The following is a 12,363-nucleotide window of genomic DNA, read 5'->3' as shown; positions in this document are numbered from 1 at the left end:
GGCGACAGGGATCAGCGCAGGAGCAGGTTCGGCTGCAGCAGGTACTTGAACGAATCGAGACCGGCCTGGTCGACGGACGTCTGGCTCGTGATGAGCACCGGGCTGAGCTTGTTGGCGTTGTCGCTCGAGGTGAACGTCACGCGAACGAACTCGCTCTTGACGGCACCGAGCGCCTCGATGAGGTACTGGGGGTTGAGGCCGAGAGTGACCTCGTCGCCGCCGGAGAGGATCGCGTCGACCGACTCGGACGCTCTGGCGTGCTCGCTCCCGGACGCGTCCATCGTGACGCTGTCGCTCGAGAACGTGAAGCGCAGCGGCGCTGCACGATCGAGCACGAGGGATACACGGCGGACGGCCTCGACGAGATCGGCGGTGTTGACCACCGCGTAGTGGTCGGTCTGCTCGGGGAAGAGTCGCCGGACCGGCGGGAAGTTGCCCTTGATGAGCAGCGAGGTGACGGTCTTGTTGCCGGCCGTGAACGCGATGATCTCGCGATCGCCCGCCCCGGAGAACGCGACCTGGATCGTCCCGGCGTGGCCGAAGGTCTTGCCGACCTCGAGCAGCGTCCGAGCGGGGACGAGCGCGGTGTTCTCGACGGCTTCGCCATCCCACGGCACGTCGCGCAGCGACACCCGGTAGCGGTCGGTCGCGACGAGACTCAGGCTCTGACCCGAGACCTCGAGCTGCACACCGGTGAGCACGGGGGTCACGTCGTCGCGGGAGGCCGCGAAGCCGACCTGCGCGATGGCCGTGCCGAAGTCGTCAGCCGGTACGACGCCCGATGAGCCGGAGACCTCGGGGATCGAGGGATATTCCTCGACGGGCATGGCCGCGAGAGTGAACCGCGCGGATCCGCACGTGACCGTGATGCCTCCGTCGTCCTCGACGGCGATCTCGATCGGAGCGTTGGGGAGACGGCTCGCGATGTCGGAGAGCAGACGGCCGTGGACGAGGATCGTGCCAGGTGTCTCGACCGTTGCCTCGATGGTCGTGCGCGCCGATGCCTCGTAGTCGAAGGCGGAAAGGGTCAGACCCGTGTCATCCGCCTCGATGAGCACTCCGGCCAGGATCGGCTGCGGGTTGCGCTGGGGGAGGAGCTTGACGACGAAGGACACAGCCTCGCTGAAGACATCGCGGTTGACCTGAAACCTCACGGGTGCTCCCTTGTCGTCGTTCTCTGACGCGTGGTGATGGGTCCTGCCAGTGCAGGGCTTCCCATGCTAGCCCCACAGTCGCTCCGTTCCCTACGCCTGTCCGATTCCGCCGACGCCGTCGAGTATCCCCACCGTCTGGTGATCGGATCGCCCTTGAATCGAATTAACTTCTTAACGGTGTTAACACCTGTGGATACTGTGGATAAGTCGGTGGAAAGCAGACGCGAGTAGGGAACTACACGTTTGTCACTTGTGGAATCCCTGAGGAATCCGCGGGTGGAGGGCATTCCGACTCCCTCGACTCCTCACGCGGTTATCCACAGGTTCCCGGGTTTCCCCCACATCCGTCCCGATGTCGGGTCCATCCATCCACAAGTTATCCACATGTGTAAAAGGGCATCGAGTGGATGCCGGAATCGGCACGCACAGAGACGAGAAGAGGGGTGCAGCGCCCTCACGGACCCTGCACCCCTCTTCACGACGGCGACGCGGTTCAGCGCCGACCGAGCTGCGTGGTGATCTCGGTGACCTGGTTGTAGATGGAGCGGCGCTCTTTCATGAGCTCGCTGATCTTCTTGTAGGCGTACATCACCGTGGTGTGGTCTCGATTGCCAAAGAGCTGACCGATCTTGGGCAGCGAGAGGCTCGTGCGCTCACGGCACAGGTACATGGCGATCTGCCGTGCGGTCGCGATCTGCTGCGATCTGCTCGACCCGTACAGGTCGTCGACGGTGAGCTTGAAGTACTGGGCCGTCGCCGTGATGATGTCGGTCGGCGAGATGACGTTGTCTTCGGCGGTGTCGATGATGTCGCGCAAGACCGTCTGGGCGAGGGAGATGTCGAGTGCGGAGCGGTTGAGGCTGGCGAAGGCCGAGACCCGGATCAATGCTCCCTCGAGTTCGCGGATGTTCGACGAGACGACGGTGGCGATGTACTCGAGCACTTCGTCGGGGATGTGCAGTGCCTCGCTCTGCGCCTTCTTGCGGAGGATCGCGATGCGGGTCTCGAGGTCGGGGGCCTGCACGTCCGTGATCAGACCCCACTCGAAGCGACTGCGCATCCGATCTTCGAATCCGGTCAGGTGCTTCGGCGCGACATCGCTCGTGATGACGACCTGCTTGTTGTGGTCGTGCAGCGTGTTGAACGTGTGGAAGAAGGCCTCCTGCGTCTCCGCGCGGCCCTGGAGGAACTGGATGTCGTCGATGAGCAGGATGTCGACGTCGCGGTAGCGGGCCTGGAAAGCGGCTCCGCGGTTGTTGGCGATCGAGTTGATGAAGTCGTTGGTGAATTCCTCGCTCGAGACGTACCGCACCTTCACACCCGCATAGAGGGACTGCGCGTAGTCGCCGATGGCGTGCAGGAGGTGGGTTTTGCCGAGGCCCGAATCGCCGTAGATGAAGAGCGGGTTGTAGGCCTTCGCCGGCGCTTCGGCGACAGCGACCGCCGCCGCGTGCGCGAAGCGGTTGGACTGCCCGATGACGAAGTTGTCGAAGGTGTACTTCGGATTGAGCCGCGATTCGTGACGGACCGGCGCCTGCGCCTGCTCCATCGGCGAGTCGATGCGAACCTGCTCCTGACGGCCGAAATCGGCGACGGCGATGGGAGCGGTCGGCTGCTCGGCCAGCTCGTGATTGACCACGGTGCGATAGGAGGTGACCTCGTCGCCGATGTGCGACAGTGCCTCCATGATCGGAAGCCGCAGGCGCTTGTTGATCTGCGCCGCCGTCAGGTCGTTCGGAACCTCCAGGTACAGGGTCGCAGCCATCACTCCGGCCGGCACCGCAAGACTCAGGAAGCCCTGCAGCTGGGGTGTCACCCGATCGTCCGCCTCGAGGAGTTCCTGCACCGTGGTCCAGATCGGAACGTCTGGCTGGGCTGGTGACGACATGACGCTCCGGGAGTGGGGGTTCGAGGAGGGTCGCCGTCGGACGCGCCCCCCTGTGGATAACTTCGGATGCCACGGTAGTCACCGGCGCCGACAACGGCAACCTGGCCTGGGAAACACGCGTGCGTGTTGCACGGAGGTACGGCGCACAGGTTGTGGATAATAGCTGTGCGGATCTCGGCTGCTCTGACCGGCCCAGCGCGCAGATTTGCTCTGCGCGCTGCCAGGACGTACCCTTAATCGGTTGACTTATGCCTGAACGGCAGTTCCCTATGTCTCCGGTCGAAACAGGTTCCGGTGGCAGCATTCCCGGAGTGATCCCATGAGCAAGCGCACCTTCCAGCCCAACAACCGTCGTCGCGCCAAGAAGCACGGCTTCCGCGCCCGCATGCGCACCCGCGCCGGCCGGTCCATCCTCTCGGCCCGCCGTGCGAAGGGCCGCACCGAGCTCTCCGCGTAATCCGCTGTGCTCGCCCGCCCGTTTCGTCTGACACGCGGGAGCGACTATCGACTGGTCGTTCGACGCGGTTCGCGTTGTGGCGGGGCCCGGGTCGTCACCTCGATGCTGACGACGGGCGAGAGCAGGACCGCGAGGTTCGGGTTCATCATCAGTAAGCAGGTCGGCACCGCTGTGGTGCGCAACACCGTGCGTCGGCGGTTGAAAGCCGTCTGTGCGGAGGCGCTCGAGCGAGTGCCCGAGGGCACGGATGTCGTCATCCGTGCCCTTCCTGCGTCCGCCTCCGCCAGCTACGCCGAACTCAGCGCCGATGTGAACCGCTGTCTCGGGCGCCTGACGCAGGTGCGATCATGACCGCGCTGCCGGCGTCGTCGGTGGGGTCAGCGCACCTCGATTCCCGTGACGTGGTGCGCAGCATCCCACTGGTCCCGAGGAACCTCGTGCTCGGGTTCCTCGCCGGGTACCGCAGGGTGATCTCTCCTCTGTATGGAGACGTGTGCGCCTACTACCCCTCGTGTTCCGCTTACGCTGTAGGGGCGGTGCAACAGCACGGCGCGGTGAAGGGGGCCCTGCTCTCGGCGTGGCGCATCCTCCGTTGCAATCCCTGGACTCGCGGCGGCGTCGATGACGTCCGTCCGCATGAACACTTCCGCCATGACCTGACCGTTCGCGGTTTCGTCGTCCCTGCCCGAAAGGATTGAACGGTGGGTCTAGACCTCCTGCTCGCCAGTACCACCCCCTCGCCGGAGCCCGCGTCCGGCGGCTTCGATCTGCTCGGGACCATCCTGTGGCCGCTCAAGTGGCTCGTCGAGATGGTGCTCGTCGCGTGGCACTGGCTGCTCACAGCGGTCGGCATGCCGGCGGCATCCGGCCTGACCTGGGTGCTCTCGATCGTCGGCCTCGTGATCGTGGTCCGTGCTGCCCTGATCCCGCTGTTCGTCAAGCAGATCAAGAGCCAGCGAAAGATGATGGAAATCGCTCCTGAACTGCGGAAAGTTCAGGAGAAGTATCGCGGTAAGAAGGATCAGCTCAGCCGTGAGGCGATGAGCCGCGAGACCATGGCGCTGTACAAGAAGCACGGCACGACGCCGATGTCGAGCTGTCTGCCTCTGCTCGTGCAGATGCCCGTCTTCTTCTCGTTGTACAGCGTGCTGAGCGATGTGAGCAAGCACGCCAAGGCGGGCATCGGCGGCGTCGGCTTCCTCAGCCCGGAGCTCACCAAGGAGTTCTACGACGCCAAGCTCTTCGGTGTCGCATCGCTGCACGAGACGCTCGGCAACGCGATCGACGCGCAGAACACCACCGCGATCATCATCCTCGTGACGCTCGTCGTGCTGATGATCTCCTCGCAGTTCTTCACGCAGCTGCAGATCATCTCCAAGAACCTGTCGCCCGAGGCCAAGACCGGCCAGGCGTACCAGATGCAGAAGATCATGCTCTACGTCCTGCCGCTGGGCTTCATCTTCTCGGGTGTGTTCTTCCCCCTCGGTGTGGTCATCTACTGGTTCATCTCGAACCTCTGGACCATGGGTCAGCAGTTCCTCGTCATCCGCGAGATGCCGACTCCCGGATCCGACGCCGCCAAGGCTCGCGAGGAGCGCCTCGCTCGGAAGGGCAAGGCGATCGATTCGTCGGGCAAGGTCGTCTCCATGGCGAGCTACGAGGCCGAGCAGCAGCGCCTGCTGGATGAAGCCGAGCGGGTGAAGTCCGAGGCACCTAAGCGTCAGCAGCCCGTCGGCAAGAAGCGTGCGAAGAAGAAGGGGAGCGGTTCATGACCGACCACCTGACCGAGACCGTCGAGCCGACGGTCGCTCAGCTGGAGAACGAGGGCGACGTCGCCGCGGACTACCTCGAAGAGCTGCTGGACATCGCCGACATCGACGGTGACCTCAACCTCGACGTGCGACAGGGACGTGCGTACGTCTCCGTCGAGGCCGAGGGTGATGCCCTCTCGCTGCTGTCAGCTCCCGATACCGTTCAGGCTCTTCAGGAGCTGACTCGTCTCGCGGTGCAGAACAAGACGGGCTCGTTCTCACGGTTGATCCTCGACATCGGGGGGTCGCGCGACACCCGCCGCCGTGAGCTCGAGACGCTGGTCAGTGCGGCCGTCGTCAAGCTCGACGATGGTGCATCCCAGGCGTCCCTGCCGGCCATGTCGAGCTATGAGCGCAAGCTCGTGCACGACATCGCGGCGGATCATGGCCTGGTGTCGGAGTCCTACGGCGAGGGCGCGGAGCGTCACACCGTTCTGCGTCGGCGCTGACGTTTCACGTGGAACATCGAGGTCGGTTCCCCGCGTGAGTGAGGTCGAATCCGAGCCGCTGATCGCGAGGGATCTCTTCGGCGATCGCATCGAGCTCGCGCGTCAGTACACGGCGGCTCTCGCCGAGCAAGGGGAGGAACGTGGCCTCATCGGTCCGCTCGAGCTCCCGCGGCTCTGGACGAGGCACGTGCTGAACAGTGCCATTGCCGCGCCGTTGTTCCACGGCTCGGTGGCCGACATCGGTTCCGGGGCGGGACTGCCAGGGCTGGTGCTCGCCATCGCGCGACCTGACGTCCAGTTGACGCTGATCGAGCCGATGGAACGTCGCGTCGCCTGGCTCACGGAGCAGGTAGCGGATCTCGGACTCGACAACGTCGACGTTCTGCGTGCGAGAGCGGAAGATGTCGACGGCTCTGTGCGGTTCGACGTCGTGACGGCGCGAGCAGTCAGCGCGCTGCGCACGCTCCTTCCGTGGACGGCGCCGCTCGTGCGTGACGGAGGGGAGCTCGCCCTTCTCAAAGGTCAGAACGCGGCGAACGAGATCGACGCAGCACAGAAGCAGATCAAGAAGTACCGCCTGTCGGACGTTCGGGTCGAGGTCCTGGGTGAAGGCGTCCTCCCCGCGGCTGAGGTCACTCGAGTGGTTCGGGCTCGCGTTCGTTCCTAGGCTCGGTTGTTCCGCATATCTCGTGCGAGCGCGTGCGGGAACTCCTTCCTCCGCGGAGCCAGACCCGTCCGGCAGGGTTTGGTTTCCGACATCGGTCCTACGAGACGTCCTCGCCCTGCCTGTTGGTCGCACTCTGTGCGTGAGGGAGGAATGTGTCGTATTCACGTCCTTTGTGTGACTGGGCCCTTCCGGGGCTCGTCGAAGGCGTCAGGTAGGAGCACCCTGGCGGCGCTTCGCGGCGTGGTTGTTTCACGTGAAACACAAGCACTGAGTCTCCAGCGCGGGTTTGGGGCCTAGGTTGAGAGTGTGACGCGAGTACTGGTGACGGGAATGTCGGGAGTCGGCAAGTCGACGGTGGTCGAAGCGTTGTCGGTGGCAGGAGTGACTGCGGTCGATACGGACTACGGAGACTGGAAGGTCTCACCAGAGCTGTGGGACCTCGACCGAGTCCGGGCTCTATTGGACGCGCACGAGGACGTCGTCGTCGCGGGGACCGTCGAGAACCAAGGACTTCTCTACGACCTGTTCGACCACGTGGTTCTGCTCTCCGCGCCGACATCAGTCATGATTCAACGGATCGCGGACCGGCACGGGAATCCGTATGGGAAGACGGACGCCGAACGCCAGGAGATCCTCGAGTACACCGCTACCGTCGAGCCGCTGCTGCGCGCCACGGCGACGGTCGAGCTGGACACAACCCACCCCGCGAAAGTAACCGTGGAACGGATCCGTGATCTCCTTCACACGCCGCGGCGTTTCACGTGAAACATCGTGTGCGCTCGCTTGGATGAGCAGGGTTGCGTGTCGGTTGTAGATCAGGTGAAGGGGACGCTGCGGAGGTGGGCACCGCAAGCCTGAGCTGTAGGTCGATGTTTCACGTGAAACGGACGGTCAGGTAGGCAGCGCGGGTCGTCATGCATCAACCACCTCGTACCGTCGTATCTTTCGTCCTGACCCTGCGGACCTTGGCCGCGTGCACGTCATGTTTCACGTGAAACGTGGACGCGATCCGTGGGTTGCAGCGCCGAGGCGGCCGGCTCTGACGCGCGATAGGCGCGGGCGCGGATATCCTCACCAGCGAGGCGATTCGGCGGAAATGAGAGGCGTGAGCGCATGATGATGTCGAGGACGTCGGGCTGCGGTCGCGGAACTGGCCATGGGAGCGGGATGGTCTAATACCGATCGCAGAGACGCGGCCACACCGAAGCTTCCCAAAACAGGCTGAGTCGCAGTCGCGGGGAGATGGCGCAGGGCGAGAGGGTAGGGGCGATTCGGCACAGCGGCTACCGCCGGAGTGGACGCCGGTCGCCCCAGTAACGGATCGCCGAAACCGGCAGCGGGGTACATCGGTCCGGTCGGCGGAGTAGAAGTTGGTGCGTGTGCACATCGGAGGGGGTCGGCATGCATAGGCGAGCTTCGGCACCCATTGGGGCGCTTGGCACGCATTGGGGCGCTTGGCACGCAAGGGCACCCACTGGGCGAGTATCAGCATGCATCCGCGCGCGAAATGATTACTGCACAGCCGGGGAAATACCCCCGGTTCCTCAGTGCCACACATCGGGCGGGCGTCACGACTATGCAACCGATGTCCTCGCACCGTCACCGCCTGACCGCGTATCTGCGCCCCACACTGATGGGCGGCCGGGACGAAGGTAAGTGGTTGTTGCAGTCACGCAGCCGTCGACCGGTGGTTGTTTCACGTGAAACGCGCTTGTCGAAGTTACTCGTGGGCCTCCTGGTCGCGCATGCAACCGACCTCGAGCCACGTGCAGTGGTCGACAGGTCGGTCGCGACCGCGCATCAGACGCTGGCGCAGGCTAGTGGCGGTTACGAACACCGGCGTCCTCGCAGCCGTACGAGAAGGTCCATCGCTTCACGTGAAACACGCATTCTTAGGAGCTCTGCGTAGGCCTTCTTGACTCCGCGCCTGGGGGCGACGTCGAGACTCGGCAAGGCAAAGCACTCAACGCGCCTTTCGAGTGCACTCACTGTGTGCCCCCTCGACGGTCGGTGCTCCTTCGATGGGTGCGTTCCCATCCGACGCCGATGCCCGGGACGACGATGCGGCGAGTCGGTGGCGAGAAGATCAGCGTGCGCAGCGTTCTAGCGGAGGCATCGTTCCAGCGGGGGACACGCGGGCTCCTGCATGGACAACTCGGCGTCTCCTACGTCGCCCGAGCGCATCTCGTCGGAGACCGCGCCCGCTCCAGCGGGGACCGCGCTCGTTCCAGCAAGCGACGCGTCGACTCCTGCATCGGCGGATGGGGCCTCATGCGACGACTGAGACGTTTCCTGCGGGCACTGCGGCGGCTCCAGCGAGGATTGCGCTCGTTCCAGCGAGTGTCGGGGTAGCTCTTTCATCGACAGGCAGGCGTTCACACGGCGTAAACGTGGATGTGACGGAGATCGGGCATCGGCTCGAGACAGTTGCCGACCTGACAGGCGGACACGGCGAGCGTGTACCCATCCGTGAAAACAGCAACGTCGCGCCGAGCGATTAGAGTGGAAGACGGCCCCGAAAGGAGTGGATGTTTCACGTGAAACCATCCGAACAGGCATCGCCGAAGGACTCCTTCGGGATGGATACACCGCTCGCGCGGGAGATCGCAGACCTCTCCGCTCGTCGACGGGCTCTGGAGAACGTGCACGTCGAGTTCTCGGGGGAGACGCGTGTGTTCACCGTCTCGAACCAGAAGGGTGGCGTCGGGAAGACGACGAGCGCGGTGAATGTCGCATCCGCTCTGGCCAACCTCGGTGCGAGAGTCCTCGTGATCGACCTGGATCCGCAGGGCAACGCCTCCACGGCACTCGGTGTGCCGCACAATGCGGACACCCCCAGCGTCTACGACGTCCTCATCGAGGAGTTCCCGCTCGCTGACATCGTGCAGCAGAGCCCGGAGAACGAGAACCTGTATTGCGCGCCGAGCACCATCCATCTCGCAGGGGCGGAGATCGAACTCGTCGCACAGGTCGCCCGCGAGCATCGCCTGCGACGAGCACTCCACGAATACCTCGAGACGACACCGATGGACTTCGTGATCATCGACTGCCCGCCGTCGCTCGGGCTGCTCACGATCAACGCTTTCACTGCGGCATCCGAGGTCTTCATCCCGATCCAGTGCGAGTACTACGCACTGGAGGGTCTCAGTCAGTTGCTGGGCAGCATCCAGATGATCCAGAAGCACCTGAACCCCAGTCTTCACCTCTCCACCATCCTGCTCACGATGTACGACGGACGTACGCGTCTCGCCCAGCAGGTGGCGGATGAGGTACGCAGTCACTTCCCGGCGCAGGTGCTGGACACCGTCATCCCGCGCTCGGTGCGGGTATCGGAAGCACCGAGTTTCGGACAGACCGTGATCGCCTACGATGGGCAATCTGCCGGCGCGATCGCCTATCGCGAGGCCGCAGTCGAGATCGCGTCGCGCACCGCGGCGCCGAGCAAGGAGAAATGATGGCGAAGCGCACCGGGCTGGGTCGCGGGATCGGGGCCCTCATCCCCACGGCTGATCAGGCGGAGCGTCCGGTGGACGTGTTCTTCCCCGGAGCGAACATCCGCCCGGCTGAGCAGGCGGCCCCGGAGATCGTCGACGCCCCCGACCTCGAATCGGTCCCCGGCATCCACCTCGTACAGGTGGACCCGCAGAAGATCGTTCCCAACCCTCGCCAACCGCGTAGGCATTTCAATCCTGAAGACCTCGCCGAGCTCGTGCACAGCGTGCGCGAGTTCGGGGTGCTGCAGCCGGTGGTCGTGCGGAAGAACGGCGACGGCGACTACGAGCTGATCATGGGGGAGCGGCGCACCCGTGCAGCGCGCGAAGCGGGTCTCGACGCCATCCCGGCTATCGTCCGCGAGACGGCCGACGAGGATCTTCTTCGCGACGCTCTGCTCGAGAACCTGCACCGTTCGGAGCTGAATCCTCTGGAAGAGGCGTCTGCGTACCAGCAGCTGCTCGAGGACTTCGGGATCACCCAGGAAGAGCTGGCCACCCGCATCGGGCGCTCGCGTCCGCAGATCAGCAACACGATCCGCCTGCTGAAGCTGCCCGTGCCGGTGCAGCAGCGCGTCGCCGCCGGCGTGCTGACGGCCGGCCACGCGCGCGCGATCCTCAGCCTCGACTCGCCCGAGGCGATGCAGCGCCTCGCCGACAAGGTCGTCAATGAGGATCTGTCGGTACGGGCGACGGAGGAGGCGGCGAAGAACGCGCCCTCGGCTCCCGGTCGCTCGGTGAAGCCCACACCCGGTGCGCGCCGCGCTTACCTCGATGAGGTCGCCGGGGGGCTCGGCGACCGACTCAACACGCGAGTGAAGATCTCTCTCGGCGCCCGCAAAGGCCAGGTCACGATTGATTTCGCGTCGATCCAGGACCTCAACCGCATTCTCGAGGAGCTCGGCCAGTCCGGCTACGGATCGGCGTGATGCCGCCGCGCTGAGGGAGGCGTCCCCTAGACTCGCGTCATCGTGAGGATAGGGGGACGACAATGTCCACAGCAAAGAATCCAACGGGCATCCAGCGCCGGGTGATAGCAGTCAGCATCGCAGCGGCTCTCGGTGGCTTCCTCTTCGGATTCGACACGGCCGTCATCAACGGAGCAGTGGATGCTCTCGCGGGCACCGTGTCGGGCTTCGACCTCAACGTGGGTCTCAAGGGCTTCGCGGTGTCGTCGGCCCTGATCGGCTGCGCCGTCGGTGCCTGGTTCGCCGGGCCCATCGCGAACAAACGGGGACGCATCCCCGTCATGGTCGTCGCCGCAGCGATGTTCTTCATCTCCGCGATCGGCTCCGGCCTCGCGTTCAGCGTGGTCGACCTCATCATCTGGCGGGTGATCGGCGGCCTCGGAGTCGGCGCGGCATCCGTCATCGCGCCCGCGTACATCGCCGAAGTGTCACCGGCGGCCATCCGTGGGCGACTCGGATCGCTGCAGCAACTGGCCATCGTGACCGGTATCTTCGCCGCGCTCCTCTCCGACGCGCTGCTCGCCGGCATCGCAGGAGAGGCGGATCAGCCGCTGTGGGGCCTCACGGCCTGGCGGTGGATGTTCATGGTCGCGGCGATCCCGGCGCTCGTGTACGGGCTGGTCTCGCTACGGCTCCCTGAGTCGCCACGCTATCTCGTGCGCAAGGGAGAGATAGACAAGGCGTCGGAGGTGCTGCAGACCGTCACGGGAACCGTCGACGTCGACGCCAAGATCAAGGAGATCACCGGCACCATCGACACCGAGAAGTCGGAATCGCTGCGCGATCTGCGCGGCAGCCGGCTCGGGCTCAAGCCGATCGTGTGGGTGGGCATCCTGCTGTCGGTGTTCCAGCAGTTCGTCGGCATCAACGTCATCTTCTACTACTCGACCACGCTGTGGCAGTCCGTCGGCTTCGACGAGTCCAGCGCCCTGCTCACCTCGGTGATCACCTCGGTGACGAACATCGTCGTGACGATCGTGGCGATCCTGCTGGTCGACAAGATCGGCCGACGGATCATGCTCCTCGTCGGCTCCGTGGGCATGACCGTGACTCTCGGTCTGATGGCGTTGGCGTTCTCGTTCGGCACTCTGAACGCCGAGGGGACGGCGACACTGCCCGACCCGTGGGCGACGGTCGCCCTGATCTGCGCCAACGGGTTCGTGGTGTTCTTCGGCGCCACCTGGGGCCCCCTGGTCTGGGTGCTCCTGGGCGAGATCTTCCCGAACTCCATCCGCGCGGGCGCCCTGGCGGTCGCGGCGGCGGCGCAGTGGGCGGCGAACTTCTTCATCTCCACCACGTTCCCCGTCTTCGCTGAGATCGGTCTCACCTTCGCCTACGGCTTCTACGCGCTCTTCGCGTTGCTGTCGTTCTTCTTCGTGTACTTCAAGGTGCCGGAGACGAAGGGCCGGGAGCTCGAGGAGATGTCCGACGAGTTGGTCGTGGAGCGCCGGGGGCGTCGGAAGCAGACGTAGGCTGGA

The 12,363-nt window shown here is 64.8% G+C and carries 12 protein-coding genes; 10 read left to right on the top strand and 2 right to left on the bottom strand.

All coding sequences use genetic code 11. The annotated features are described in order from the left end of the window. Nucleotides 1-11: 11 nt before the first annotated feature. Both dnaN and dnaA read right to left on the bottom strand, forming a co-directional pair. Nucleotides 12-1,154, bottom strand: a complete 1,143-nt coding sequence (gene dnaN / locus FSY98_RS07835) for a DNA polymerase III subunit beta (protein ID WP_144875504.1) — start codon at nt 1,152-1,154, stop codon at nt 12-14. A gap of 493 nt (nt 1,155-1,647) precedes the next feature. Continuing rightward, complete coding sequence (gene dnaA, locus FSY98_RS07830) at nt 1,648-3,042, bottom strand: chromosomal replication initiator protein DnaA (RefSeq protein WP_144875502.1); 1,395 nt, start codon at nt 3,040-3,042, stop codon at nt 1,648-1,650. 319 nt (nt 3,043-3,361) lie between these two features. Between dnaA and rpmH the strand changes: the two genes are divergently transcribed. From rpmH to FSY98_RS07780, 10 genes are all read left to right on the top strand, one after another. After that, nucleotides 3,362-3,499 (top strand): 50S ribosomal protein L34, encoded by a 138-nt coding sequence (rpmH, locus tag FSY98_RS07825; RefSeq protein ID WP_005054680.1) that lies wholly within the window; start codon nt 3,362-3,364, stop codon nt 3,497-3,499. A 6-nt stretch (nt 3,500-3,505) separates the two neighbouring features. Further along, nucleotides 3,506-3,850 carry a ribonuclease P protein component gene (gene rnpA, locus FSY98_RS07820; protein WP_144875500.1) on the top strand — a complete coding sequence of 115 codons (345 nt, stop codon included), beginning with the start codon at nt 3,506-3,508 and terminating at the stop codon, nt 3,848-3,850. Beyond that, nucleotides 3,847-4,197, top strand: coding sequence for a membrane protein insertion efficiency factor YidD (gene yidD / locus FSY98_RS07815; RefSeq protein WP_144875498.1), 351 nt, complete (start codon nt 3,847-3,849; stop codon nt 4,195-4,197). The genes rnpA and yidD overlap by 4 nt, the downstream gene beginning before the upstream one ends. A gap of 3 nt (nt 4,198-4,200) precedes the next feature. Beyond that, entirely contained in the window at nt 4,201-5,271 is a 1,071-nt protein-coding gene (gene yidC / locus FSY98_RS07810; protein ID WP_144875496.1) for a membrane protein insertase YidC, read from the top strand. Then, nucleotides 5,268-5,759: a R3H domain-containing nucleic acid-binding protein gene (locus FSY98_RS07805; RefSeq protein WP_144875494.1), complete on the top strand. Its 492-nt coding sequence runs from the start codon at nt 5,268-5,270 to the stop codon at nt 5,757-5,759. The genes yidC and FSY98_RS07805 overlap by 4 nt, the downstream gene beginning before the upstream one ends. A gap of 34 nt (nt 5,760-5,793) precedes the next feature. Further along, the gene (gene rsmG, locus FSY98_RS07800) at nt 5,794-6,426 is read left to right on the top strand and encodes a 16S rRNA (guanine(527)-N(7))-methyltransferase RsmG (protein WP_260857317.1); all 633 of its coding nucleotides are present in this window, start codon (nt 5,794-5,796) and stop codon (nt 6,424-6,426) included. Between the two features lie 306 nt (nt 6,427-6,732). Further along, nucleotides 6,733-7,191 carry an AAA family ATPase gene (locus tag FSY98_RS07795; protein ID WP_144875490.1) on the top strand — a complete coding sequence of 153 codons (459 nt, stop codon included), beginning with the start codon at nt 6,733-6,735 and terminating at the stop codon, nt 7,189-7,191. Between the two features lie 1,814 nt (nt 7,192-9,005). Next, nucleotides 9,006-9,881: a ParA family protein gene (locus FSY98_RS07790; RefSeq protein ID WP_313955858.1), complete on the top strand. Its 876-nt coding sequence runs from the start codon at nt 9,006-9,008 to the stop codon at nt 9,879-9,881. Then, complete coding sequence (locus FSY98_RS07785) at nt 9,881-10,846, top strand: ParB/RepB/Spo0J family partition protein (RefSeq protein WP_186307579.1); 966 nt, start codon at nt 9,881-9,883, stop codon at nt 10,844-10,846. The genes FSY98_RS07790 and FSY98_RS07785 overlap by 1 nt, the downstream gene beginning before the upstream one ends. Before the next feature lie 62 nt (nt 10,847-10,908). Further along, the gene (locus FSY98_RS07780; protein WP_144875483.1) at nt 10,909-12,357 is read left to right on the top strand and encodes a sugar porter family MFS transporter; all 1,449 of its coding nucleotides are present in this window, start codon (nt 10,909-10,911) and stop codon (nt 12,355-12,357) included. Nucleotides 12,358-12,363 lie beyond the last annotated feature (6 nt).

The sequence above is a fragment of the Microbacterium sp. 1.5R genome, assembly GCF_007667425.1.
Classification (GTDB): Bacteria; Actinomycetota; Actinomycetes; order Actinomycetales; family Microbacteriaceae; genus Microbacterium.
This window is presented reverse-complemented; position numbering and strand designations above follow the sequence as displayed.

Excerpts from the sequence above, each read along its gene's own strand:
- FSY98_RS07785 (WP_186307579.1), top strand. The coding sequence starts at position 9,881 with ATGGCGAAGCGCACCGGGCTGGGTCGCGGGATCGGGGCCCTCATCCCC.
- FSY98_RS07780 (WP_144875483.1), top strand. The coding sequence starts at position 10,909 with ATGTCCACAGCAAAGAATCCAACGGGCATCCAGCGCCGGGTGATAGCA.
- rpmH (WP_005054680.1), top strand. The coding sequence starts at position 3,362 with ATGAGCAAGCGCACCTTCCAGCCCAACAACCGTCGTCGCGCCAAGAAG.
- FSY98_RS07790 (WP_313955858.1), top strand. The coding sequence starts at position 9,006 with ATGGATACACCGCTCGCGCGGGAGATCGCAGACCTCTCCGCTCGTCGA.
- dnaA (WP_144875502.1), bottom strand. The coding sequence starts at position 3,042 with ATGTCGTCACCAGCCCAGCCAGACGTTCCGATCTGGACCACGGTGCAG.
- yidD (WP_144875498.1), top strand. The coding sequence starts at position 3,847 with ATGACCGCGCTGCCGGCGTCGTCGGTGGGGTCAGCGCACCTCGATTCC.
- FSY98_RS07805 (WP_144875494.1), top strand. The coding sequence starts at position 5,268 with ATGACCGACCACCTGACCGAGACCGTCGAGCCGACGGTCGCTCAGCTG.